The organism is Geothrix oryzisoli (assembly GCF_022808865.1).
Taxonomy (GTDB): Bacteria; Acidobacteriota; Holophagae; order Holophagales; family Holophagaceae; genus Geothrix; species Geothrix oryzisoli.
Map to the genome: position 1 here is coordinate 549,352 of NZ_JAKZLB010000003.1, position 24,653 is coordinate 574,004.

Sequence of the window (24,653 nt, forward strand, 5' to 3'; positions counted from 1 at the left end):
GGATGGTAACCCGCCCGGGCCTGGGCCCAGGGGCTGCCTCCCCGTCCTGCCGGAGGTCGGGATGGGTCGCCGCGCTACATGTCCACGAGCTTCGGGTGCGTCAGCCGCTCGAAGTCCTTGTAGGCCATGCGGATCAACTCCGTGTGGGACCCGGCGTTGAAGGCGATCTCCGGGTCGGCCGCCAGGTGCGGCTCCACGTAGACCGGCATGCCGAACAGGTTTCCGAAGGGCGGCATGGCGCCGGGTTCGCAGCCGGGGAAGTCGCCGCTGAACTCGCGCTCGTCGGCGAGCTCGGCGGACACGGCCCCGGCGGCCTGGCGCAGGCGCTCCAGGTCCACCTTCCGGTCCGCGGGCACCACGGCAATGGCCAGGTGGCCGTCGAGGTTCACCACGACCGTCTTGGCCATCTCCTTCCCGCGGATGTGCGCGGCCCCCGCCACCGAGGTGGCCGTGAAGGCCAGGGGATGGGGGATGACCTGGTGGGCCACCCCGTTCTTGTTGAGGAATTCCTCGAGCCTGGTCATGGGCATGGCAGCCTCCTCGGACCCAGAGCGAACCAAGGATGGGGCGGAACCCGGCGGGGCGCCATCCCGGGCTCGTCGGGCCCTGGGATGGTTCCCCGGTGGTGGTGTTCCTCAACCCTTGAGCGCTTCGGCCACCGAGGTAGACATGGGCGTGGTGGGCCGGCCGATGAGGCGGCTCAAGGTGCGCGAGTCATCGAAGAGCCCGCCCTTGGCCGCGCCCGTGTCCGATTCGGCCAGGAGGCGGGCGATGGGCTCTGGCAGGCCCGCACCGATGAGGATGGCCAGGTACTCGGCCTCGGGCAGGTTCTGGTAGGTCAGGGGCTTCCCGGCCTGGCGGGCGATCTCGGCGGCCAGATCGGCCAGCGTGTAGGCAGTGTCGCCCGCCAGCTCGTAGACGCGGCCCGCCTGGTCGGGCTTCAGCAGGACGGCGGCGGCGGCTTCGGCGTAGTCGGCCCGGGCGGCCGACGCGATCTTCCCGTCCCCGGCGCTTCCCAGGAAGACGCCGTGCTGCAGGGAGGGGGGGATGCTGGCCGTGTAGTTCTCCGTGTACCAGCCGTTCCGCAGCAGAACGAAGGGCAGGCCCGAAGCCTTGAGGTACTCCTCCGTCTGGCGGTGTTCCAGGCCCAGGGGCAGGGGCGTGGTGTCGGTGCGCAGCAGGCTCGTGTAGGCGAGGAGCTGCACCCCGGCGGCCTTGGCCGCGTCGATGGCCGCACGGTGCTGGGTGGAGCGCTGGCCCAGCTCGCTGGAGGAGATGAGCAGCACCTTGCCGGCCCCGCGGAAGGCCTCGGCCAGTGTCTCGGGGTGGCTGTAGTCGGCGCGGCGCACCTGGAGGCCCAGGGCGGCGAGGTCCTGCGCCTTTTCGGGGCTCCGCACGGCGGCCACGAGCTGGCCAGCGGGGACCTGCTTCAGGAGGGACTGGAGGACGAGACGGCCGAGCTGGCCGGTGGCGCCGGTGACGACGAGGGGGGCGGACATGGGGACTCCCATAGAAAATGCAACCAATATGGTTGCGGATAAAGGTAAAAAAATTCAGGCCGGTTGGGCCTTCACATCCTCCAGCAGGTCGCGGAGGCTGACGCGGGCCAGCTCCCGTTCCATGGCGGCCTGGGCGGCGTGGAAGTGGCCCGTGAGGAGGGCCTGGATGGACCGGCCCACGGGGCAGGCCGGGTTCGGGGGCGTGGCGTGCAGGGGGAAGGAGGTTTCCGTGTCCACGGCCCGCAGCACCTCCAGGAGGCTCACGGCGTCCGGGGCCCGGAGCAGCTGCCAGCCGCCTCCCGGCCCGCCCTGGCTGCGCACCAGGCCGGCCACCCGCAGGCCCGCCAGGATGCGGCGGATGACCACGGGGTTGGTGTTCACGCTGCCGGCGATGTATTCCGAGGTGAGCGCCTCGGGCCCCGCGTAGGCCAGCAGCGTGAGCACATGGATGGCGACGGTGTAGCGGGTGTTGGTCATGGGACCTCAATCCGCAACCAGAATGGTTCCGAATTGAGGTCCGGTCAATCGAAATCTGCGCAGCAGGACGCGCGCGGCCCCTTGGGCCGGCCTACTGCAGCTTCAGCGGGGCAACGATGGTCGCGGGCAGGCCCAGCGCGGCGTTGGTGATGGTGGTCAGCTGCCAGCCGCTGGCGGAGCCGCCGGAGGCATAGCAGGTGGGGTTGTCGATGCCCTGGCTGGTGAAGGACACCGAGATGCTCATGCCGGAGCCGTTGACGTTCTGGGGGACCATGAAGCTGTTCTTGGAGCCCACCCAGTAGGCGGTCTTGCCCCAGAGCAGGGCGCCGCCCGTGCCGCCGTTGCCGTCATTCAGGTAGACCGTCCCGCTGCACACGCCGCCGGTGTAGGTCGTGAACCAGGCCTGGGCGGGATAGACGGTGCCATCCCAGGACATGTCCAGCAGGTAGCCGGTGGAGGTCAGGACGGTGTAGCCGTAGCTGTCGGCGCGGGTCACCTTGCCCAGCACGACATTGTTCTTGTCCAGCACCTGCAGGCCCGCCGCTCCCGAGGTGCCCGCGACGCCCTGGGGGATGGTGAAGTTCAGCACCGCGGCGCTGGAGGTTCCCGAGTTGGTGACGGATGCGGAGGTGCCCGCCGCGCCCGTGGTGGTGGTTCCCACGGTGACGGTGGCGGCCGCTCCGGCGGGGCCGGTCAGGCCCATGGGCCCGGCGAGGCCCTGCGGGCCCGTGGCGCCCGTCGCCCCGGTGGCCCCCTGCGGGCCGGTGGCGCCCGTGGCGCCCTGCGGTCCCGTGGCGCCGGTGAGTCCGATGGGCCCCTGGGGGCCGGTGGCGCCGGTGAGTCCGATGGGGCCCTGCGGGCCCGTGGCCCCAGTGGCGCCCGTTGCACCGGCCGGTCCCACGAGGCTGGTGCCGGGGGTGGGCCAGGCGCCGGTGATGAGGGCGCCCTTGGGGCCGTAGAGCACGCTGGCGGCGGTATCCAGGTAGAAGTCCCCATCCACGCCCTGGCTGGCCGTGGGCGGGACGATGCCATGGAGGACGGTCTTTCCGGCGGTGCCGGGCAGCCCCTGGGGACCCAGGGGGCCCGTGGCGCCCTGCGGCCCGGGGGCCCCGGTCAGGCCGATGGGTCCCTGCGGACCCGTCGCGCCCATGGGACCCGCGGGGCCTGCCGGGCCTTCCGGTCCCATGGGTCCCGCCGCCGTGGCGGGGGCCCAGCTCGAACCGTTGAAGACCAGGGCCTGGCCGGCGGCGGGCGCGGCGGGGTCCAGGGGCACGCCGTTCAGCCGCAGCACCAGCGTGGCGTTCTGGGTGCCGCCCACATCCCCGGCCAGGGGGCCGGAGAACTCGAAGGCGCTGCGGGCCTGCAGGGCCGGCACCAGATCCGAGTCCGGGGTCAGGGGCACGCCGTTGATCGCCAGGTGGAGCTTGAGGTTCGGCGTCCCCAGCAGGGCCGCGGGGATCACGGGCATGCCCGTGCCGCCCAGCACCACCGCGTAGAGCCCGTTGTTCACCGAGACATTCTGCGCGCCCGAGTTCCAGAGTTCCGTGCCCTGGCTGTCGAGGATCGCGAAGGTGAAGCTCCGCGTGCCGGTGACGGGCAGCCCGGCCTCCGTCAGGCGGCCCTGGTAGGCCACCTGGGGGGCGGGGGCGGCCAGGACCACCGCGGGCGCGGGGGTTCCCTGCGCGTGCAGGCCGGCGGCCAGGCTGGCCAGCGTCAGGGTCAGGAGGGAGGGACGGAAGGGCATGGGACCTCTTGAAGGGGGTGGCGGTCGGGGTGGAGGACGAGGTGCCGCGGGCGGCGGTGGACGAAGCCCGGGGCGGCGGTCGGGTCGGCTGCTACTTGGGGCCCATGGGCACGGCGGCCCTCAGGTCGGGCAGGGCGAAGGTGGTGGACCCGTTGCCCCCGTAGGTGGTGCCCAGGATGGCGAACAGGGCGTTGTTCGAGGCGATGGACAGGAGCTGGCCGTTGCAGAAGGCCCAGCCGTCCGGGGCGTAGGTGCCCGCGAACATCCGGACCTCTCCGATGAACTGCTCCGTGTAGCTGGTGCTGCCACCGCCGCCATTGGGCGGGAAGATCCCCACCAGCGCGATGATGTAGTTGAGCCCCAGGGCCTTGACCGTGCCCGTCTGCTGCCAGCCGAGGGGGATGGTCGAGATGATCGGGGGCTGGGGGATGCTGAAGTTCAGCACGGCGGCGCTGGAGGTCCCCGAGTTCGTCACTGTGGCGGAGCCACCGGGGATGCCCGTGGTGGTGGTCCCGACGCTCACGGTGGCGGCGGTGCCGGCCGGACCCTGCGCGCCCGTCAGCCCCTGCGGTCCCTGAGGCCCGGCCGGGCCGGTCGCCCCCGTCGCGCCAGTGGCACCCGTCGCCCCGGCGGGACCCGTGAGCCCCTGCGGTCCCTGGGGGCCCTGGGGCCCCGTGGCTCCCATCGCGCCGGTGGCGCCCGTGGCCCCGGCGGGGCCCGTGAGTCCCTGGGGACCCTGCAGGCCGACCGCGCCCCTGGCGGCCAGGAGCGCCCAGGTGGTGCCGGACCCGGCCACGTCCAGGGCGGGATCCACATTGAGGTTGGCCGCGAGGGCGATGTAGCTCGACCCGTTCTCCGCCACGGTGTCGCCGATGGCGTAGGCGCTGCTGCCGCTCCAGGCGTTCTTGAAGGAGACGGGAGGCCCGGCGGGGCCCTGGGGGCCGGTGGCGCCCTGCGGTCCGGCGGGGCCGAACGGTCCCATGGGACCCGTCGGGCCCGTGAGGCCGGTGAGTCCCTGAAGGCCCTGGGGGCCCTGCGGTCCAACCGGGCCGGTAGCCCCGGTCGCCCCGGTGGCACCGGTGAGACCCATGGGACCGACCGGTCCGGCGGGGCCGGTGGCGCCCGAGGGGCCGGCCGGTCCGGCCGCTCCCGTGGCGCCGGTGAGGCCGCTGGGACCGACGGGCCCCGGATCACCCTTGGCGGCCAGCACCGCCCAGTGGCCGCCGGAGCCGGCGGCGTCCGTGGCGGGATCGATGGCGAGGCTGCCCGCGAGGGCGACATAGGTCGTCCCGTTCTCGGCCACGGCGTCGCCGAGCGCGTAGGCGGTGGTGCTGCTCCAGGCGTTGCGGAAGGTGAGGGGCGGTCCGGCAGGGCCCATGGGGCCCACGGGGCCGGGGGCGCCCGGGGCGCCCTGCAGGCCCGGGAGGCCCTGCGGACCGGCGAGACCCTGGGGACCGGCGGGGCCCATGGGGCCCGCGGGCCCTTCCGGTCCCATGGGTCCCGCCGCCGTGGCGGGGGCCCAGGTGGAGCCGTTGAACACCAGCGCCTGGCCGGCGGCGGGGGCGGTGGGGTCAAGGGGGATGCCGTTGAGGCGCAGCACCACCGTGGCGTTCTGGGTGCCGGCGACATCCCCGGCCAGGGGGCCGGAGAACTCGAAGGCGCTGCGGGCCTGGAGCGCGGGCACCAGGTCCGTGTCCGGGATGAGCGTCACGCCGTTGATGGCCACGCGGAGCTTGAGGTTCGGCGTGCCCAGGAGGCTCGTGGGGATGGCGGGCATGCCCGCGCCGCCCAGCTCCACCGCGTACAGGCCGTTGTTCACGGCGAGGTCCTGGGGGCCGGAGGTCCAGAGCGCCACGCTCTGGCTGTCCAGGAGGGTGAAGGTGAAGCTGCGGGTGCCGGTGACCGGCAGGCCGGCTTCCGTCAGGCGGCCCTGGTAGGCCACCTCGGGGTTCGGGGCGGCGTAGGAGAGGGCGGGCGCGGCCTGGCCGTGCAGGCCGGGCGCCAGGCCGACGCTCAGCGCCAGGGTGAGGAGGGAGGGGCGGAAGACCATGGGTGCTCGCGAAACGGGGTTGAAAGGGGTCAGTTGGAAGGCACGGCCGGGTGGAACCCGTGGCGGACGGTCTGGACCTGGGCGCTGTCGGTGGCGGCGGTGGCGGCCACGGGCTCCTGGACCACCGGCGTGTTGCCGTAGGTCCCGCCCTGCTGCTGCGCGCCGCTGGCCTGGACCAGGTCGGCCCGGATCTGCCCGGGGGGCAGGGGCGGCGCGATGGTCAGGTCGAAGGTCGCCACGGCGACCCCGCCCTTGCCGCTGACCTTCACCCGGAGGCCCTGGATCACCCGGGGCGCCACCGAGGCGTCCACCAGGAGGGCCAGGGTTCCCGAGGTGTGGTCGGCCGCGATGGTCCCGCTGCCGATCACCCCGGCGGGCGCCTGGTCCAGGGCGAGGGTCAGGGGCCCCGGGTCATTGGGGAAGTGGGGCAGGCCGCGGGCTGTCGTCACGGTGGCGAACCCGCCGCCGCCGGCTGGGATGCTCAGGCTGCCGGGGCTCACCTGCACCAGGAACGCGCCATTCGCCGTGGAGGCCTGACGGCTTCCCCCCAGGCAGGCCAGCAGAGGAAGGAGCAGACCGGCCGCCAGACCGGCGCCCGCAAGTCGTGTGCGTGTGCGCATAGAAATCTTTCAGTAGTGGAAGGACTTATTCTTCATAGATCCATTGGAGTATGTCAAGAGATGAATGATTGTTTTTTATTAGTTGTGTCAAGCAATAATGAATCTCTGCAAATAGGGCGTGATGGGTTGGTCACGAGGCTGTAACGAGGCGGATTGAGGAGATGCTCATCGGAATGCGCCCCGGGCCGGAGCCGGATCCTTTCAGCCCCGGAAGGCATCCAATGAGCCTTGACCCTTTCTTGCGAGGAGCGGCCCCATGTCGAGTCCCCAGACGCCCATCCAGTCCGGCTTCGGAGCTGCCACCACGGCCCGGGAGGTGCTCCAGGGGGTCGACCTGGCGGGCCGGGTGGCGGTGGTGACGGGCGGTGCCGCGGGCCTCGGCCTGGAGACGACCCGGGTCCTGGCCGGGGCCGGGGCCACGGTGGTGGTGCCGGCCCGCGACCTCGACAAGGCCCGCCGGGGGCTCGGCGGCCTCCTCCAGGTGGGGGGCCGCGTGGAAGTGGCCGCGCTGGACCTGCTCGATCCGGCCTCCATCGATGCCTTCGCGAAAGCGTTCCTGGCCTCGGGGTGGCCCCTGCACATGCTCATCAACAACGCGGGCATCATGGCCACGCCCCTCCAGCGGGACGCGCGCGGGTACGAGGCCCAGTTCGCCGCGAACCACCTGGGGCACTTCCAGCTCACGGCCCGGCTCTGGCCGGCGCTGCTGCAGGGCGGGCATCAGCCCGGCGGCGCGCGGGTGGTGGCGCTCTCCTCCCGCGCCCACCAGCGGGCGGGCGTGGACTTCGACGATCCGCATTTCCAGCGGCGGCCCTACGACCGCTGGCAGGCCTACGGCCAGGCCAAGACCGCCAATGTGCTCTTCGCCGTGGGCCTGGACCGGCGCGGCGCGGCCAAGGGCGTCCGCGCCTTCGCCGTCCATCCGGGCGCGATCCTCACGGACCTGGGCCGGCACATGACGGCGGAGGACCGCCAGGCCTCCGGGCTGACGGCGGCGGATGGCCCGGGCACCGTGCCTGCGGGGCGCTCCGTGACCGAGGGCGGCGACTTCAAGAACGCGGAGCAGGGCGCGGCCACCTCCGTGTGGTGCGCGGCCCACCCGCAGGCGGCGGGCCTGGGCGGCGTCTACTGCCAGGACTGCGATGTGGCCCCCGTCCTGCTGCCCGAGGCCCCCGGGAAGGCCGGCGTGCGCCCCTACGCCATCGACCCCGCCGCCGCCGAGCGCCTGTGGACCCTGAGCGAGCAGCTCACCGGCGTGCGGTTCGACGCGTGAGCGCTTGGCCGTGAGGGGTGGGCAGGAGCCGCTGTGTGGCCGCTGATTCAGTGAGGTGCTGCGACGAGATGGCCGGGGTGGAACCGGATGAACGCCGGGACTGGGCCTGGATGCCCGCCATCCTGTGCATCCGGTTCATCCCGGCTAACGAAAAAAGCTATTTAGCCAGGATGGAGGGGATGAAAAGGAGGAAATGCCATCCCATCGATCCCCGGCCAAAGAACCCTTCCCCGAACCGGCGCGGTGCGGGTTCCGGCGACCTCAACGGCTTTACGCCTTGGACGCCGCTGCGAGCTGTTCTTCGGTGAGGCCGAAGAGGGGGGCGACGGGGCGGCCGCGGAGGCTGGCCATGAGGTAGAGCTGGCCGCGGTGGTGGGCCTCGTGTTCGGCCATGGCGCGGAGCCACTTCCATGTGGCCATCTGGGCTCCGGCAGGGTTCACGCAGGGGGCCCGCAGGTCCGCGTCCGTGAGGGCGCCGAAGATCGCCATGGATTCCGCGTGGCAGCGGTCCAGGTAGGCGCGCACGCCGTCCAGGCCCGCGGCCAGTTCAGCCCCGTGACCCGGGTAGATGCTGGGGCGGCCCTGCACATTCTCCGCGTACATGAACCGCTCCAGCCCCGCCAGATGACGGAACAGGTCGCCGAAGGTGAAGGCCCCGGGCGCCGGCGCCCACTCCAGGTCCTCGGGCGTCAGCGCCTCCAGCACCCGCACCGTGCGGGACCGGGCGTTGCGCCAGTAGGCGAGGAAGGAGGGGGTGTCCTGGAGCATGGGCGGAGTATTTCAGAGGTCGGCTTGGCGGCCAAAAACTTGTGATGAGCCACGGATGGACACGGATTCAGGCGGATTCCTGAACAGGCGTAGAGCCGGGCCGTTAATCAACTGCTTTTAGCCACTGAATTCAGTGACTCCAGTGATACTTTGCGACGAAACAGCACAGCAACAAGGCCCCGGCCCTCTCCCTGCTCTGCTGGGAACCGCCTTCGGCTTGGTCTTGCAGGAGGCTGGGGGGGCGCATTTATCGATATGAGTCAAAGTGGCTATCGTATGTGCATTTCATCAAGTCTCTTGATAATAATGAGGGAATGGTGTATATAATTTTTAGATCGCAGCTTACAGTTCTCAAATCCAGGTCTGATTGTAAATAAACAATAAATTATAAAAACAGGCAATTTAATTGTTATTCACCAAAAAATATTATGCCAAATTGCATCAAACATTAAAAATTCAATATGCAAGAAATAATATTATTTACGGAAGGAATATAAAATGAATCCATGGACTACTGGGGCTGAGTTTGAAAATGAAGTTAGGCGAATCGCGAGAGCGCTTTGGGGGCGATTTGATGGAGATGGTGGTGCTCTTATAGTCGACGGACGCGAACGAGATTGTATTTTTGAAACAGAAGACCTTACACATTATTTTGAATGCACTCGAATGCGAACTCTTGATAAAGTTCGAGATGATGCAAAAAAAATGGTAAAATATCGTGACGAACGATACAAGAAGGGCCGAATGGTAAAACTGTGGATTATCACGGAGGAAGAGCCAACAGCTGATCAACGCACGGAAGCTCAGAGTAAAAATATTGAAATACTTTCATTGAGTCAATTCGAACGAAAAATTCTTGATGTTGATGGATACTTAGAGTTGCGAAAAAACTACCCATTTGGAAGTGCGACAAATCCAGATACAGACTCACATGATTTAACTGGAATTGAATATCAAACAATGGTTATTCGCGATGAGGTTGATGGAAGTGGACTCTCGGTAAAGGAAGTGACAAACAAATTGATTGCAGGAGAACAAATGGTCCTCCTTGGGGACTATGGAATGGGTAAATCGGTCACTCTTCGAGAGATATTTTTTGAACTTAGAAAGCGACGATCTAAGGGTGAAATCCATCGGACGCCAATATTACTTAATCTCCGCGATCACTGGGGCCAGCGAAACGTTGCAGAAGCGCTAGAGCGCCACGCTAGATATATTGGATTTACCAACCCAAACCAACTTGTTCGAGCACTTTATGCGGGTAAATTAATTGTATTATTGGATGGATTTGATGAGGCCGCTTCGATTCAATGGACTCCCCGCGATCCTGCCCGGATGAGAGAGGCTAGGCGGGCTGCTGTCGTATTAGCAAAAAAATTCTCAGAACTCACAAAAAATGGACAAGGGTTTATTGTAGCTGGGCGAGATCATTTCTTTGATAACCGACGAGAGATGGATTCTGCACTCGGCCTGAGCGACGTAACAACGAGATTGACGTTAGATGGATTTTCATTATCTGAAATGAGAAACTATCTTCGTAGTCGAGGTTTTACTGATGAATTACCAGACTGGCTTCCCAATCGACCTTTACTATTAGGTTACTTGTCAAGAGGCAACCTATTGTCAGAAATTCTTCAGGGGGATGATCAATCCGCGCCATCGAGGGCTTGGGATAATATTGTTGCAAAAACGTGTGAACGCGAGGCAGGTATTCATGAATATCTTGATGCTACTTCTGTTCGCCATATTTTGGAATCACTTGCCTCTGAAGCTCGGGTTACGGCTTCGGGCCTTGGCCCAATTACAGAGGCGCAGATATTCGAAGCTTTTCGTCGATCAACCGGCATGGAACCTGATGAGGCAGCCCGCCCGCTCCTTATGCGCCTTCCTGGGCTCTCCACCCGAGATCAGACCGATGGCGGGCGAATATTTCTAGATGACCAATTGCTCGACGTTCTTCGGGCCGGTGATGTTATCCGATTCGCTCTGACCCCCTACGAAGAACCAAATGCCCGGCGTTGGCGTAATTGCATGGGCCCAGTTGGAGTTGACTTGGCCACAAACAAATTACGCGAGGCGGATGATCGAGCTGCGACTGGACGAACGACAACCGCGTGCGCTGAAGCCCTTCGTCGGTGGGGTGCTGACATGCTTGCATTGGATCTTGTTCAGGTGGCTCGGGCAACATCAAATATGGATGAAATTGATTTTGGAGGAATAACAATTAAGGATGGAATGTTGCCTCTGCTCGATCTTGGAGATGGACCCATTCCTAAAAGATTGACTCTTAAATCTATTATGATTGGTGATTTTCATGCACCAGAATCTGCGCCGACCGATTTGCAAATAGAAGACTGTTTGTTCGAGCGTGTGTTTGGCTACGACAGTGCGAAATCATTCCCGGAATGGATCAAAGGCTGTGATGGTGATATTTTTGATGATGTTTCTACAAATGCCGACATTCTAAGGTCTACTGAAATGCCAATCGGAATTCGCGTTGCTCTCACCATGCTACGCAAACTATATTTTCAGCGTGGAAACGGACGAAAGGAAAATGCCCTATCGCGTGGAATGGGCCAAGAAGCTCAGGCAAAGGTGCGGAATTTGCTCGCTCTATTGCAGTCGGAAGGCATCGCTTTTACTGCAACAGTTCGTGGGACCAAGTTATGGCATCCTGTGCAAGGCCAGCGAAGAAGAGTCCAGTCTATGTTGGAAGCACCGATGAATTCATCCGATCCGTTTCTTGTTCGAGCACGTGCGGTTTGAAGGGGTTGACTCGGCAGTTATTATAATTGAATAGCACCTGCCCGAAATACTTTTTAGGACAATCTGTCACAACTCCATTAATTTCATTCGAAATATTTCAATCTAGACTGGGGTGATCTTCTCGCATTCTGGGAGCCCACCAGGTCGTCATCCCATCGGCTCTTCATGCCCGCACTTGGGGCAGAGCAGTACCTGGATGGGATCCTTGCCCCGGGGCTTGCGGGTCTTCTCGCCCATGCTGGGGTTCTTGCAGGCGGGGCAGGTGACGGGGACGGGCTTGTCCCAGGCGGTGAAGTCGCACTTGGGGTAGTTGGTGCAGCCGTAGAAGACCTTGCCGAAGCGGGTCTTGCGGGGGCTGAGGCCGCCGCCGCACTTGGGGCAGGGCACGGCGAGGATCTCCTTCTTCACCGTCTTGCAGGTGGGGTAGTCGATGCAGCAGATGAACTCGCCGTAGCGGCCGTGGCGCTTCACGAAGTCCTTGCCGCAGTTGGGGCACTTCTCGCCGATGGGCTCGTCCGGTGGCACGGGGATGCCCTTGGGATCGGCCTTCACGATGCCCTTGCACTTGGGGTAGTTGGGGCAGGCCCAGAAGGGGCCCCACTGGCCCTTGCGCAGGTTCATGGGCGTGGTGCCGCAGAGCGGGCACTCCGGCGCGTCCTCGGGCTCCTCCATCTTCTCGAGGTCCGCCGTGTAGTCGCACTTGTCCTTCTCGGCTTCGGCGCTGTAGTTGGTGCAGCCCACGAAGAGCCCGTTGCGGCCGATGCGCTTGAGCAGCACGCCCGGGTGCTTCTTCCGGTCGCCGCACTTGGGGCACTTCTCGCCCGTGGGCACGCCGGCCTTCAGGTTCTGCATGTCCGTGCCGGCGGCGGCCAGGGCCATCTCGAAGGGGCCGTAGAAGTCGGTCATGGCCTTCTTGAAGGTGAGTTTGCCGTCCTCGATGAGGTCGAGGTTGCCCTCCATGCCCGAGGTGTACTTGCTGTCCAGCAGCCGCGGGAAGCCCTGGATGAGCAGCTCGGTGACCACCATGCCCAGCTCCGTGGGCTTGAAGCGGCCCTCGTGCTTCTTCACATAGTCGCGGTCCTGGATGGTGCTGATGATGCTGGCGTAGGTGGAGGGGCGGCCGATGCCGTCCTCTTCCAGCTCCTTCACCAGCGTGGCTTCGTTGAAGCGGGCGGGGGGCTTGGTGTACTGCTGGTCGGCGTCGAGCTGCTCCAGCTTCAGGGCCTCGCCCAGCTTGAGGGCCGGCAGCAGGGCCTCGTCCTCGTCCTCCTCGTCGCCCTTGGTGGCGTCGGCGATGGACTCGGCCTCGGTCTCGGTCTTCTCGGCGCGGTAGACCGCCAGCCAGCCGGGGAAGCGCTCGATCTCGCCCTTGGCCTCGAACAGGGCGGTCTCCTTGCCCACTTCGGCCTCGGTCTGCACCACGGTCTCGTCGAAGCGCGCGGCCTCCATCTGCGAGGCCATGGTCCGCCGCCAGATGAGGGCGTAGAGGCGGAACTGGTCGGGCTCCAGGTGCCCGCGCAGGCTCTCGGGCGTGCGGGCGACGTCCGTGGGGCGGATGGCCTCGTGGGCGTCCTGCGCCCCGGCCTTGCCCGTGTAGACGCGGGCCTTGGCGGGCAGGTATTCCTTGCCGTACTTCTTGGCGATGAGCTCGCGCGTGGCCTCCACGGCCTCGGGGGCCATGCGGGGCGAATCCGTTCTCATGTAGGTGATGAGGCCCACGGGGCCCTCGCCGAAGTCCACGCCCTCATACAGGCGCTGGGCGTTCTGCATGGTGCGGCTCACGCTCATCTTCAGCTTCTGGGCCGACTCCTGCTGGAGCTTGGCGGTGGTGAAGGGGGCGGCGGGGTTCCGCTTCTTCTCCTTCGTCTCGAGGCCGGTGACCTTGTACGCGGCCTTCTCCAGCTTCGCCTTCAGGTCCTTGGCCTGGGCGGCATCGGCCACCCGGCGCTTGGTCTCCTTGTTGCCCAGCTGCAGGGCCTCGCCGCCCACCTTCACCAGCTTCATCCAGAAGCTGGGCGGCAGCTTGGCGGCGAACTTGGCCTTGAGCACCCAGTATTCGACGGGGTTGAAGGCCTGGATCTCCTTCTCGCGGTCCACGATGATGCGCACGGCCACGCTCTGGACGCGGCCGGCCGAGAGGCCCCGGCGCACCTTGTCCCAGAGCACCTGGCTCACCTTGTAGCCCACCAGGCGGTCCAGCACGCGGCGGGCCCGCTGGGCGTCCACCAGCTTCTTATTAATGACCGTGGGCGCGGCCATGGCCTTCTGGATGCCCGCCGGGGTGATCTCGTTGAAGAGGACCCGGCTCACGGGCAGGCTCTTGGGCGGCTTGATGGCCTCCAGCAGGTGCCAGCTGATGGCCTCCCCCTCGCGGTCGGGGTCGGTGGCGAGCACGATCTCGGAGGCGGACTTGGCGGCGGTGCGCAGCTCCCGGACCACCTTCTCCTTGGCCGGGCTGATCTCGTATTCCTCCTGGAAGCCGTTCTCGATGTCCACGCCCAGCTTGCGCGGCAGATCCCGGATGTGGCCCACGGAGGCCATGACCTTGTACCCCTTGCCCAGGTACTTGGTGATGGTCTTCGCCTTCGACGGGCTCTCGACGATCACGAGCTTCTGGCCCTTCGCCGAGGGTTCAGCGACGGGGCTTGACGCACTTGCTTCGGCTTGCTTGGGCTTCCTGGCCACGGTGGAACTCCTAGGGGGCTAAGGATGGGACCTGGGGGCGGAGGTTTGTCAAGTGCCGGCGGGGCGGGCCCCCGCGAACCCCCCTGGTAAAAACCGGAGGAAGGCAGCAATGGCGCGGATCTTAAAATCTTGTTTATACAAATACATGTGAAATTTCTGTGGACAGGTCCTCGTTGTGCTGCGGAGAATACGACGCATTTTCTTCATCACTGGCCCTCCGGGACCACGGAGCGGATCCCATGAGTCGAGTTCCAGGCCAGCCTGTCGCCGCCCGCCGGGGATCGGGGGAGCTCCGGTGAGCGCGGCCTCCCATCTGCCCGAGGCCCTGCGCCCCATCCTGGCGACGGTGGATGATTCCCCCGACCCCGTGTTCATCACGGACCGCCACAACCACATCGCGGCCTGGAACCACAGCGCGGAGGCCCTGCTGGGCTACACGGCCCAGGAAGCCGTGGGCGCCTGCTGCGCGGAGCTGATGGGCGGGTGCGACGGCTGGGGCAACCGCTACTGCAGCGAGAACTGCCCCCTGGTGGGCATGGCGGGCCGGGGGGAGGTGGTCCGGCACTTCGACCTCCGCTTCATGGCGAAGGACCGGCACCTGGTCCTGGCCGAGGTGGTCATCCTCCAGCTGACGATCCCGCCGCCCCACCACTTCTACCTGATGCACATCCTGAAGCCGGCGGCCGCGCCCGCCGCAGGGGCCGAGCCGGGCGCGACGCCCCGGCCGGCTGCGCAGAACGCCCGCGAGTCGCCGGATGCCCGGGCCCGCCGGCTCAGCCAGCGGGAAGTGGAGATCCTGGGCCTCATCGCCGCGGGGCGGACCACCCCCGAGATCGCGGACTTCCTCCACATCTCGGCCCTGACCGTGCGGAACCACACCCAGAAGATCCTCGACAAGCTGGAGGTGCACTCCAAGGCCGAGGCGGTGGCCTTCGCCTTCCAGAAGGGGATCGTCTGAAGCGGGATGGCCCTCGGAGCCTTGAAATATAACTTTAATTATTTTATTTATTAAAATCGGCATGATCGCATCCGTGACACACCCGTGATGCATTCTCCCCACACAGAATGATGCAGGCGCTTGATGGTGGGGGCCGGTGGCCAGTCGTATTCCTTGGGGCTGAAACCCATCCCAAGGAGCACCCCCCATGCGCCATGTCCTTCGACATCCGTTCCGCCCCCTCGGCGGGCTCGCCCTGCTGGTGGGCCTCGTCCTGGGTCTGGTCACGCCCGCCCGCGCCTTCCCCATCTTCGCGCGGAAGTACCAGACCTCCTGCGTGACCTGCCACACGGTGTTCCCCAAGCTCAACGCCTTCGGTGAGGCCTTCCGCCTGAACGGCTACCGGATGCCCAAGGAGACCGAGGAGCAGATCAAGCAGAAGCCCGTCTCGCTCGGGTCCGAGGCCTACAAGCGCGTGTGGCCGGCGGCCGTGTGGCCCAACGAGCTGCCGGGCAACGCCCCCCTGGCCGTGAACGTGAAGATGGCGAGCGTCTACAACGCCGCCACGGACGCCTCCGGCAACAAGACGGTCGTCCACAACGACTTCCAGTTCCCCCAGGAGGTGAACCTCTTCGCGGCGGGCACCCTGGGCGAGCACCTGAGCTTCATGGCCGAGCTGACCCACGCCGAGAACTCCGACGGCAGCGCCGGAACGGAGATCGAGCACGCCCGCCTGGACTTCGATTCCATCCTCGGGCCCGAGCACGCCTTCAACGTCCGCATCGGGAAGTTCGCGCCGAACCTCTACGACGGGTTCCAGGAAATGTGGATCATGACCGACAACGGCGTGGACTCGATGTTCAACTACAACCCCGTGGGCTACCGCGGCGGCGTGGGCATCCTGGATGACGCGGCCGGCGTCGTGTCCCTGCCCGCGCGGGCCCGCGCCATCGAGGCCTACGGCGTCCTCAGCCACCGCTTCTTCTACACCTTCGGGATCATGAGCAAGATCAGCCCCGGGGCGAACACGCCGGTCAGCGGCGCCAATGCCCTCGGCACGACCGGCTCCCCCAACGGGAACTACAACAACAGCACCCACAAGGACGTCTACCTCCGGATGGACTACAAGTTCGGCGGCATGGGCCTGGACGGCGACACGGAAGGCGTGCAGCTGCCGCCCGAGAACTGGCGCGAGAACTCCTTCCGCGTGGGCGTGTTCGGCCTGAAGGGCAACGCCACCAGCGTCGACTTCCTGGCCGGGGACATCAACGGCCCGGTCATCGACCCCGTGGACGGGACCAACCCCTTCCACATGCAGGACACGAGCTACACGCGCGGCGGCGTCTACGCCTCCTGGACCTGGATGGACCTGAACGTGTTCGGCGTCTACCTGGACGGCCGGGACACCCTGGAGCTCCGGACCGCCGACAACCTCACCGTGGTGAGCACGAACGACCGCACCTACAGGGCCGGCTTCGTCCAGGCGGACTACGTGATCGCGCCGCCCTTCCACCTCTCCGCCCGCTTCGAGAAGCTCACGCCCGGCGACACCACCGTCCAGCCCCTGAAGGTCTCCAACTTCAACTTCACCTACCTGGCCGCGGCCAACGTGAAGTTCATGCTCGAGTACCAGAAGTCGGACCAGGCCGGAGTCGGCAGCAACAAGGCCATCAACACCATCATCCGCGCCGCCTTCTAATCCCCTTCGCAGGGGGCGCCCCGGCGCCCCCTGCCTCTGCATGACAGGAGTCCTCCGATGAAACTCGCACTCTGCACCATCCTGGCCCTCGGCGTGGCGGGCTCGCTCCCCGCCGGCGACCTCCACGGGAAAGTCGCCTGCAAGGGCGTGCGCAACAACGCGGACGCCGTGGTCTACCTGGACGCTATCCCCGGCAAGACCTTCCCCGCCCCCGCCAAGCACGCCGTGGTCGACCAGAAGAACCTGGTCTTCATCCCGCATGTGCTCCCCGTGCAGGTGGGCACCACGGTCGACTTCCACAACGACGACGCCGTGCTGCACAACGTCTTCTCCCCCGATACCTGCTGCAGCAAGTTCAACCTGGGCACCTGGCCCCAGGGGCAGTCCCGCAGCTACACCTTCAAGAACGAGTGCCAGGCGACGCTGCTCTGCAAGGTCCATCCCGAGATGGAAGGCTTCGTCGTGGCCGTGCCCACCCCGTACTACGCCGTCACCAAGGCGGATGGCAGCTACGAGATCAAGAACGTCCCCGATGGCCAGTTCACCGTGAAGGTCTGGCACCCGAAGCTGAAGGCGGCGCAGAAGGCCGTCAAGGTCGCGGGCAGCACGCAGGCCGATTTCGAGATCGCGAGGTAGCTCCTTGGCCGACGTCAGCCAGGAATGGCTTGAACGGAACTTCCCCTGCAAGTGGGCGTGCCCGGTCCATACCGAGGCGGGCAAGTACGTGACGCTGATCGCGCAGGGGAAGTACCGGGAGGCCTACGCGGTCGCCCGCCGCCCGAATCCGCTCGCCTCCATCTGCGGGCGGATCTGCGCGGCCCCCTGCGAGGCGGTGTGCCGCCGGGGCGAGCTCGACGCCCCCATCGCCATCCGCGCCATGAAGCGCTTCGTGACGGAGAAGTTCGGCGTCGAAAGCATGATGGACTTCTCCGTGCTGGCCGAGATCTACGGCCACCGCACGGACCGCTACGCCGAGAAGGTGGCCGTCATCGGCTCGGGCCCCGCGGGCCTGGCCTGCGCCCACGACCTGGCCCTCCTGGGCTATCCGGTGACCATCTTCGAAGCGGCGCCCGTGGCCGGGGGCATGCTGCGGCTGGGCGTGCCCGAGTACCGCCTGCCCCGGGCGCTCATCCAGCTCGAGGTGAACGCCATCCTCTCGCTGGGCGTGGAGCTGAAAACCAACACCCGGCTGGGCAGGGACTTCACGCTGGCGGACCTGAAGGCCCAGGGTTACCGGTCCATCTTCCTGGGTGTGGGGGCCATGCAGAGCCGCGACCTGCGGACGCCGGGCATCGAGCTGGACGGCGTGCTGAAGGGCATCGACTACCTGCTGAACCTGAACCTGGGCTACAAGGTCGACATGGGCCGGAAGGTCGTGGTCGTCGGTGGCGGCAACGTGGCCCTCGATGTGGCCCGCACCGCGGCCCGGGGCGGCGAGCAGGCGAACATGGAGCGCAGCCTGTCCATCGTCCAGGCCCTGGACGTGGCCCGCAGCGCGGTCCGCTTCGGCGGCCGCGAGGTCACGGTCTGCTGCCTGGAATCCGAGCAGGAGATGCCGGCCGCCCCGGAGGAAGTGGAGGAGGCCCGCCACGAGGGGATCCGCTTCCGCTACCGCGTGGGGCCCAAGCAGATCGTGGGGGAGCGAGGCTCGGTCACCGGCATCGCCTTCTCCAAGGTGACCCGCGTGTTCGACGAGACGGGGCGGTTCGCCCCCCAGTTCGACGAAGGCTCGGAGGAGGTCCTCGAGGCCGACACGGTCATCGTCGCCATCGGGCAGACGGGCGAGTTCTCGTTCCTGCGCCCGGAGGACGGCATCCAGACGGCCCAGGGCCGGATCATCTTCGATCCCGACACCCTCGCGACCACGGCGCCGGGCGTCTTCACCGGCGGCGACGCGGCCTTCGGCCCGCGCATCGCCATCAGCGCCGTGGCCGACGGCAAGCGCGCGGCGCGATCCATCGACGAGTTCCTGCGGGGCCGGCCCTGCCCCGAGCCCGAGATCACCGTGGAGATCGAGCAGGAGGAGCGCTACGAGCGCGTCTGGGACTACGAGGGCATCCCGCGCCAGCAGCCGCCCATGCGGCCGACCTCCCGCCGGGTGGGCTTCGCGGAAGTCGAGGAGTGCTTCGACGAGCGGTCGGCGCGCCGGGAGGGCCTGCGCTGCCTCCACTGCTGGACGAACACGATCTTCGAGCAGAACCCCGACGAGGGCACGGAGTGCATCCTTTGCGGCGGCTGCCAGGACATCTGCCCCGAGGACTGCATCGAGATCGTGCCCTCCCTGATCGAGGGCGAGGTGCCGGCCTCGGCCCGGGAACTGGCGCCGCTGCTGCTGGCCGGGGAGCGGGCCGGTTCGATCTTCATCAAGGACGAGGAAACCTGCATCCGGTGCGGCCTGTGCGCCCTGCGCTGCCCGGTGGGGACCATCACGATGCAGAGCTTTGCAGGAAAGGAGCGCGCCAGTGCGTGAAGCGGGGGAAGGCATGGCATTGCCGCTCAAGTCGAGCGAGGAGACCCGCCGGGAGTTCCTGGCCCGGCTGGGCCTGGGCGCCTGCGCCCTGACCGCGGTCGGGGTGGGGCTCACGGTGCTCGACTACCTGGAACCGAAGGTCCTGTTCGAGCCCCCGACGGAGTTCAAGGCGGGCCACCTCCAGGACTACCCGGAGGGCACCATCAAGTTCGACGAGGAGCACCGGGCCTACATCGTCGGCGGCCAGGGCGGCGTCTTCGCGCTGTCCGCCGTATGCACCCACCTGGGCTGCATCACCCGCTACCACGCGGACGAGGGCGTGATCGCCTGCCCCTGCCACGGCAGCCGCTTCGACGCGGAGGGGAGCGTGGTCCACGGCCCGGCGCCCCGCGCCCTGCCGTGGCTGGAGGTGAAGGCGGATACCGACGGGAACCTCACGGTCGACACGAGTGTGGTCGTCCCCCACGGAAAGGTGCTGAAGGTATGAACGGGAACGCTTTCTCCTTCTCCCAGCTGGGCACCCTGATCCGGGGCTCGGCGGTGTACCGCTCCATCGTCCGCCACGGCACGGCGGAGACGAACCGCAACCGCTCGCTGGTCATCTTCGAGAACCTCTTCCTCCACGTCCACCCGGTGAAGGTGCGGGAGAAGACGCTGAAGTTCAGCCACACCTACTGGCTGGGCGGGATCACGGTCTCGGCCCTGGTGGTGCTCATCGCCACCGGCATCCTGCTGATGTTCTACTACCACCCCTCCGTCCCCCAGGCCTACCGGGACATGAAGGAGCTGAAGTTCGTCGTCGACAACGGCGTGTTCTACCGCAACCTCCACCGCTGGGCCGCGCACCTCATGGTGCTCGGGGCCCTGCTGCACATGGGGCGGGTGTTCTACCACCGCGCCTACCGGCCGCCCCGCCAGTTCAACTGGGTGATCGGCGTGGTGCTCCTCCTGGTCACGCTGCTGCTCTCCTACACCGGCTACCTGCTGCCCTGGGACCAGCTGGCCTTCTGGGGCGTTTCCGTGGGCACGAACATGGCGAAGGAGGCCCCCATCCTCGGGCCGCCCCTCCGGTTCCTCATGCTGGGCGGCAACATCGTCTCCGAGAACGCCCTGCTGCGCTTCTACGTCCTCCACTGCGTGCTTCTGCCTGCGGCGCTCCTCGGCTTCCTGGGCGTCCACATCTGGCGGGTGCGGAAGGACGGCGGCGTGCAGGGTCCGCCTGAGCCCCCCGCCGACGACGAGGTGGAACCATGAGCCAGCCCATGCCCCCCCTGAAGGTCGTCGAGTCCAGCGACCCGGTGGCCGTGCCCAAGCGCGTGGCCCTGGTGCGCCCCGACGCGCGGGCCACCCTCCGCCGGGTGGAGGAGCGCTGGGTGATGACCTACCCCAACCTCATCCTCCGGGAGGTGATCTGCTTCCAGGTGGTGGTGATCGTCCTCGCCGTCCTCGCGCTGCTCTTCAACGCCCCCCTGGAAGGGATCGCGAACCCCCTGGAGACGCCCAATCCTTCCAAGGCGCCTTGGTACTTCCTGGGCCTCCAGGAGCTGCTCCACTACTTCCCGCCGGTGGTCGCCGGCGTGGTCTTCCCCGGCCTGGTGGTGGTGGCCCTCGTGGTGATCCCCTACGCGAAGATCAACCTGTCGGCGCGGCCCCTCTGGTCGGGGGACAAGGCGCGGACCCGGCTCTGGGTGGGCGGGGCCGCCGCCTTCCTCGCCGCGTTCTTCGCCCTGTTCGCCTGCTGGCCCATCGTGGTCCCGACCCTCCTGATCGGGGCCGCCATGTTCTCGGTCTACGGGGACGGCCAGGAGGGGCGCCTGCGCCGGTTCCTCGTGAGCGTCACCCTGCCGGAGTGGATCATGACCTGGTTCATCCTCGTGGCCACGGTCCTCACGCTCATCGGCACCTTCTTCCGTGGTCCCGGGTGGTCGCTCGTCTGGCCCTGGAACATGTATCCCCCCGCTTGACGGAGTTCCCGTGCCTCTGCGACGCATCTTCGCCATCACCAGCATCCTGTTCCTGGCGGTCCTGGCGGTCTCCCCGCTAAAGAACGCCCTCCGCCCCTACCGGGGCTTCCAGCGGGCCTTCGCCCGGCTGGGGGCCTCACGGGCCAAGAGCCTGCAGGCCGCCAAGGCCTACCAGCAGCAGCCCGTGGCCATCCGCCAGATCTGGCTGCCGGACTTCGAGAACCGCGTGGACCGCTGCACCACCTGCCACCTGGGCGTGCAGGACGCCTCGATGGCCGGCGCCCCGGAGCCCTTCCGGCTCCACCCGGCGAGCTACCACACCCCGAAGGACACCGGCCGCTTCGGCTGCACCGCCTGCCACGGCGGGCAGGGCCTGGCCACGCTGGAGAAGGATGCGCACGGCGCAGTGGCGGACGCGGAATCGCCCATGGTCCCCCTGAAGTTCATCGAGTCGGGCTGCGGCCGCTGCCACACCTCCGAGCAGGTGGCCGGCGCCGCGACCCTCTCCCTGGGCCGCGCCGCCCTGGAGCGGAACGGCTGCTACGCCTGCCACACCGTGAAGGGCCACGAGGGCTTCCGCTCGGAGGCCCCGCCCATCGAGGCCGTGGCCCTGAAGACCGGGGCCGAGGCCCTCCGGCGCTGGCTGAAGGATCCCAAGGCCGTCGATCCGAACGCCACCATGCCCCGGTTCCAGCTCAGCGCCTCGGAGGTGGAGGAGCTCTCGCACTATGTGTTCAGCCTCGCGCCCACCCGGGCCCTGGCGGACCGGGTCCAGGCGGCCGCGGCGGAACCGGCCGGCGATGCGGCGAAGGGGAAGGCCCTCTTCGCCGAGTCCCGCTGCATCTCCTGCCACACGGTGGAAGGCAAGGGCAACGGCTCGGCGCCCGAGCTCTCCAGGGTGGCCTCGCGGGCCTCGGCCGGCTGGCTGCTCGCCTTCCTCCGCGATCCCCACGCCTTCAACCCGCGGACCCGCATGCCCCGGTTCAACTTCTCCGCCGACGAAGAGCGCCACGTCGTGGCCTACATGGAAGCCGAGTTCAAGGACTTCGACGCCCCGAAGGAGATCCTCGATCCCCTCCATGTGAACCAGACCCTGGCCGAGAAGGGGAAGGTCCTCTTCCGGCAGAAGGGCTGCTACGCCTGCCACGCCCCCGGCGCGGCGGTGGACCGGTTCGGCCCTCCTTTGGATGGCATCGGCGACAAGCGGGCCGCCTCGCTGGACTTCGGCAAGCGGACGGATATCGCGCACACCCTGCCCGCCTGGCTGGAAGCCAAGGTCCAGAAGCCCGGCTCCTTCCAGGATGGCCTGAAGATGCCCACCTTCACCCTGTCCCCCAAGGAGGCACAGGCGGTCGTCACGGCCCTGCTGTCCCTGGGCGCCAAGCCGGTGCCCCAGCCCTACCGCTCGGTGCCCACCGTGCGGGCGAGCCTGCTGCCGGGCGGGGCCGTCGGCGCCCTGATGGACAAGTACCGCTGCCTGTCCTGCCACCAGATCGGCGACCGGGGCGGAGACATCTCCACTGCGCCCCTGACGGCGGAGGGCAGCAAGGTGAAGCGGGACTGGCTGGTGGACTACCTGGTGCTGTCCTTCACCATCCGGCCCATCCTCACCGACCGCATGCCGGTGTTCCAGATGACCAGGGACGAGGCCACCCAGCTTGCCCAGGCCTTCGAGACCTTCTACCTGGATCCGCGCATCCCGGAGGACCCCTACGCGGGCCAGCCCGCCAGCTCCAAGGATCCGGTGGAGGGCAAGCGCCTCTACGACACGCTGGGCTGCCGGGCCTGCCACATCCTCGGCGCCGGCGGCGGCTACTACGGGCCACCCCTCACGGAGGCCGGCACCCGCCTGAAGCCGGGCTGGACCTACGCCTGGCTCAAGGGCCCCCAGAAGTGGCGCGCGGACGTCCGCTGCCCCAACTACGGCCTGACGGACGCCAGTGCGCTCCAGCTGACGGCCTACCTCGACACGCTCGTCAAGTCGCCCACGGCCTCGAAAGCCAAGCGGGGAGGCACGCGATGAAGTCCCGGCTCCAGACCCTCGGCCCGATCCTCCTCCTGCTGGTGGCGGGGGCCTGCTCCCGCGACCAGGCCGCGGCCCCGGCGGTCCCCCCCACCCCCGTCGCAGAGGCTCCGGCGACCGAAGCGGCCATGTCCTACGAGCTGCGGCTGGGGAAGGGGGTCTACCAGCACCATTGCCAGACCTGCCACGGCGAGACCGGAGCAGGGGACGGGTTCAACGCCTTCAACGTCGATCCCCATCCCCGCGACCTGTCGGATCCCGCCTTCCAGAAGGCCAAGACGGATGCGGAGCTCAAGGACGCCGTCCAGCGGGGCGGGCTGGGCGTGGGCCTGTCCGCCATGATGCCGCCCTACGGGAAGACCCTCTCTCCGGATCAGGTCGACCAGGTGGTGGGGTACCTCCGGACCCTGAAGCGGGTCGACGGCTAACCGGGCAGGTCCCGGAGCACGGCCAGGACATCCTCCGGGCCCTGGCAGGCGTGGGCCGCCCCTTCTTCCAGGAGGGCGTCCGGCCCTTCGGAGCCGGGCACCACCCAGAGCTCCTTGCCCAGGTCCAGGGCGAGGCGGGCGGTGATCAGGGACCCGGAGCGCAGCTGGGCCTCGGTGACCAGGACGCCGTCGGACCAGGCCGCCAGCAGCCAGTTGCGCCGGGGGAAGTGCCATTTCCGGGGCGGGGCCTCGGGCGGGAAGGGGGTGATGACTCCGCCTCCGGCCGCCACCATGCGGTCCATGAGAGCGCGGTGTTCCGGCGGATAGGGGTGGTCCAGGCCCGAGCCCATGACGCCCCAGGTCGCGGCCAGGCCGGAGCCGGCTTCGAGGGCCCCCGCGTGGGCGGCCCCGTCGATGCCCCGGGCCAGGCCCGAGATCACGGCCACGCCCGCTTCCGTGAGTGCCCTGGCCCAGGCCCGCGTGCGCTCCCGACCCCGGCGGCTGGCCAGGCGGCTGCCCACGATGGCGATGCGGCGGCCTTCCGGGGGCAGCGTCCCCCGCACCCACAGGGCCACGGGGTAGGGCAGGGGCGCCTGGAGGGTGTCCACCCCGGGATCCCCCGGCAGGAGCAGGCGGCCCCCCCGATCCAGGGCCTCCTGGCGGCGGCGGGGCCGGTCGGCGGCCAGGCGCGCCAGGGTGTCGGCCTGGAGGGCGGTCAGGGTGGGCTCGACCCCGGCCTGGAGGGCCGTCCAGGCCTCGGCCTTCCAGCGTTCCGGCCAGTCCAGCACGGTGAAGGCGAGGGCCCAGAGGGCGAGATCCATGGGGTGTTCCGGTAGGATGGTGGCTATCGTGGCCACCTGAAGTGGTGGAGCGCAAGGGCTTTCCCCTTGCGTTCCCTCCGTTCTTGGCTACACTGGTTCTCTTGGCTGTTTTCACTTCTGGCTCGTGAGGTTCCCATGTCCCGTCAGTGCGAAGTCTGTGGCAAGAAGCCCCAGTTCGGGAACAACGTCTCCCATTCCAACAACGTCACCAAGCGCCGCTGGAACCCGAACATCCAGCGCGTGCGCGCCCTCGTGGGCGGCACCCCCAAGCGCCTGCGCGTCTGCACCTCCTGCATCCAGGCCGGCAAGGTCCTGAAGGCCGTCTAAGGTCCAGGCACGATCCTGAAGCGGCGGCCGGGGGGGGGGGCGGGGGCGGGGGGGGGGGGGGGGGGGGGCCACCGAGCACAGGCAGCTGTGCCCGCACCCCCC

At 67.5% G+C, this 24,653-nt stretch carries 21 protein-coding genes; 12 read left to right on the forward strand and 9 right to left on the reverse strand.

Annotation, left to right across the window (positions count from 1 at the left end; genetic code table 11):
* Positions 1-74 precede the first annotated feature (74 nt).
* From MLE43_RS10635 to MLE43_RS10665, 6 genes are all read right to left on the reverse strand, one after another.
* On the reverse strand, positions 75-530 hold the full coding sequence (locus tag MLE43_RS10635) for an aminoacyl-tRNA deacylase (RefSeq protein ID WP_243303795.1): 456 nt from the start codon (positions 528-530) through the stop codon (positions 75-77).
* Between the two features lie 105 nt (positions 531-635).
* Positions 636-1,499 carry an SDR family oxidoreductase gene (locus MLE43_RS10640; protein ID WP_243303797.1) on the reverse strand — a complete coding sequence of 288 codons (864 nt, stop codon included), beginning with the start codon at positions 1,497-1,499 and terminating at the stop codon, positions 636-638.
* Between the two features lie 54 nt (positions 1,500-1,553).
* Positions 1,554-1,976, reverse strand: a complete 423-nt coding sequence (locus tag MLE43_RS10645) for an Rrf2 family transcriptional regulator (protein ID WP_243303799.1) — start codon at positions 1,974-1,976, stop codon at positions 1,554-1,556.
* Positions 1,977-2,067: 91 nt separating this feature from the next.
* Entirely contained in the window at positions 2,068-3,720 is a 1,653-nt protein-coding gene (locus tag MLE43_RS10650) for a collagen-like protein (RefSeq protein WP_243303801.1), read from the reverse strand.
* A gap of 91 nt (positions 3,721-3,811) precedes the next feature.
* A complete protein-coding gene (locus tag MLE43_RS14895) occupies positions 3,812-5,770 on the reverse strand; it encodes a tail fiber protein (RefSeq protein ID WP_275976159.1) in 1,959 nt (652 codons plus the stop codon).
* Positions 5,771-5,799: 29 nt separating this feature from the next.
* Complete coding sequence (locus MLE43_RS10665; RefSeq protein ID WP_243303803.1) at positions 5,800-6,390, reverse strand: hypothetical protein; 591 nt, start codon at positions 6,388-6,390, stop codon at positions 5,800-5,802.
* A 256-nt stretch (positions 6,391-6,646) separates the two neighbouring features.
* Between MLE43_RS10665 and MLE43_RS10670 the strand changes: the two genes are divergently transcribed.
* Complete coding sequence (locus MLE43_RS10670; RefSeq protein ID WP_243303805.1) at positions 6,647-7,663, forward strand: oxidoreductase; 1,017 nt, start codon at positions 6,647-6,649, stop codon at positions 7,661-7,663.
* Between the two features lie 270 nt (positions 7,664-7,933).
* Here MLE43_RS10670 and MLE43_RS10675 read toward each other — a convergent pair whose 3' ends face one another.
* Positions 7,934-8,431 (reverse strand): DinB family protein, encoded by a 498-nt coding sequence (locus tag MLE43_RS10675; RefSeq protein WP_243303806.1) that lies wholly within the window; start codon positions 8,429-8,431, stop codon positions 7,934-7,936.
* 498 nt (positions 8,432-8,929) lie between these two features.
* On the opposite strand from MLE43_RS10675, the gene MLE43_RS10680 reads away from it, so the two are divergent.
* The gene (locus MLE43_RS10680) at positions 8,930-11,197 is read left to right on the forward strand and encodes an NACHT domain-containing protein (protein WP_243303808.1); all 2,268 of its coding nucleotides are present in this window, start codon (positions 8,930-8,932) and stop codon (positions 11,195-11,197) included.
* A gap of 147 nt (positions 11,198-11,344) precedes the next feature.
* Here the strand turns inward: MLE43_RS10680 and topA are convergent, their stop codons facing one another.
* Positions 11,345-13,882: a type I DNA topoisomerase gene (topA, locus tag MLE43_RS10685; protein ID WP_243303810.1), complete on the reverse strand. Its 2,538-nt coding sequence runs from the start codon at positions 13,880-13,882 to the stop codon at positions 11,345-11,347.
* 295 nt (positions 13,883-14,177) lie between these two features.
* Between topA and MLE43_RS14905 the strand changes: the two genes are divergently transcribed.
* From MLE43_RS14905 to MLE43_RS10735, 9 genes are all read left to right on the forward strand, one after another.
* Positions 14,178-14,840, forward strand: a complete 663-nt coding sequence (locus MLE43_RS14905) for a helix-turn-helix transcriptional regulator (RefSeq protein WP_338029080.1) — start codon at positions 14,178-14,180, stop codon at positions 14,838-14,840.
* A gap of 187 nt (positions 14,841-15,027) precedes the next feature.
* On the forward strand, positions 15,028-16,518 hold the full coding sequence (locus tag MLE43_RS10700) for a hypothetical protein (protein ID WP_243303813.1): 1,491 nt from the start codon (positions 15,028-15,030) through the stop codon (positions 16,516-16,518).
* Between the two features lie 57 nt (positions 16,519-16,575).
* Positions 16,576-17,154 (forward strand): plastocyanin/azurin family copper-binding protein, encoded by a 579-nt coding sequence (locus tag MLE43_RS10705; RefSeq protein WP_243303815.1) that lies wholly within the window; start codon positions 16,576-16,578, stop codon positions 17,152-17,154.
* Between the two features lie 4 nt (positions 17,155-17,158).
* Positions 17,159-18,988: an FAD-dependent oxidoreductase gene (locus tag MLE43_RS10710; protein WP_243303816.1), complete on the forward strand. Its 1,830-nt coding sequence runs from the start codon at positions 17,159-17,161 to the stop codon at positions 18,986-18,988.
* Between the two features lie 13 nt (positions 18,989-19,001).
* Positions 19,002-19,475: a QcrA and Rieske domain-containing protein gene (locus tag MLE43_RS10715; protein WP_243303818.1), complete on the forward strand. Its 474-nt coding sequence runs from the start codon at positions 19,002-19,004 to the stop codon at positions 19,473-19,475.
* Entirely contained in the window at positions 19,472-20,242 is a 771-nt protein-coding gene (locus MLE43_RS10720) for a cytochrome b N-terminal domain-containing protein (protein ID WP_243303820.1), read from the forward strand. Before MLE43_RS10715 ends, MLE43_RS10720 begins: the two co-directional genes overlap by 4 nt.
* Positions 20,239-20,952: a hypothetical protein gene (locus MLE43_RS10725; protein WP_243303823.1), complete on the forward strand. Its 714-nt coding sequence runs from the start codon at positions 20,239-20,241 to the stop codon at positions 20,950-20,952. The genes MLE43_RS10720 and MLE43_RS10725 overlap by 4 nt, the downstream gene beginning before the upstream one ends.
* Positions 20,953-20,962: 10 nt before the next feature.
* Positions 20,963-22,975, forward strand: coding sequence for a c-type cytochrome (locus MLE43_RS10730; protein ID WP_243303825.1), 2,013 nt, complete (start codon positions 20,963-20,965; stop codon positions 22,973-22,975).
* A complete protein-coding gene (locus tag MLE43_RS10735) occupies positions 22,972-23,403 on the forward strand; it encodes a c-type cytochrome (RefSeq protein ID WP_243303828.1) in 432 nt (143 codons plus the stop codon). Before MLE43_RS10730 ends, MLE43_RS10735 begins: the two co-directional genes overlap by 4 nt.
* Here the strand turns inward: MLE43_RS10735 and MLE43_RS10740 are convergent.
* Positions 23,400-24,224 carry a DNA-processing protein DprA gene (locus tag MLE43_RS10740; RefSeq protein WP_243303831.1) on the reverse strand — a complete coding sequence of 275 codons (825 nt, stop codon included), beginning with the start codon at positions 24,222-24,224 and terminating at the stop codon, positions 23,400-23,402. The two genes, MLE43_RS10735 and MLE43_RS10740, sit on opposite strands and share 4 nt — an antisense overlap.
* Positions 24,225-24,359: 135 nt before the next feature.
* On the opposite strand from MLE43_RS10740, the gene rpmB reads away from it, so the two are divergent.
* Positions 24,360-24,551: a 50S ribosomal protein L28 gene (rpmB, locus tag MLE43_RS10745; protein WP_243303833.1), complete on the forward strand. Its 192-nt coding sequence runs from the start codon at positions 24,360-24,362 to the stop codon at positions 24,549-24,551.
* Positions 24,552-24,653: the final 102 nt, after the last annotated feature.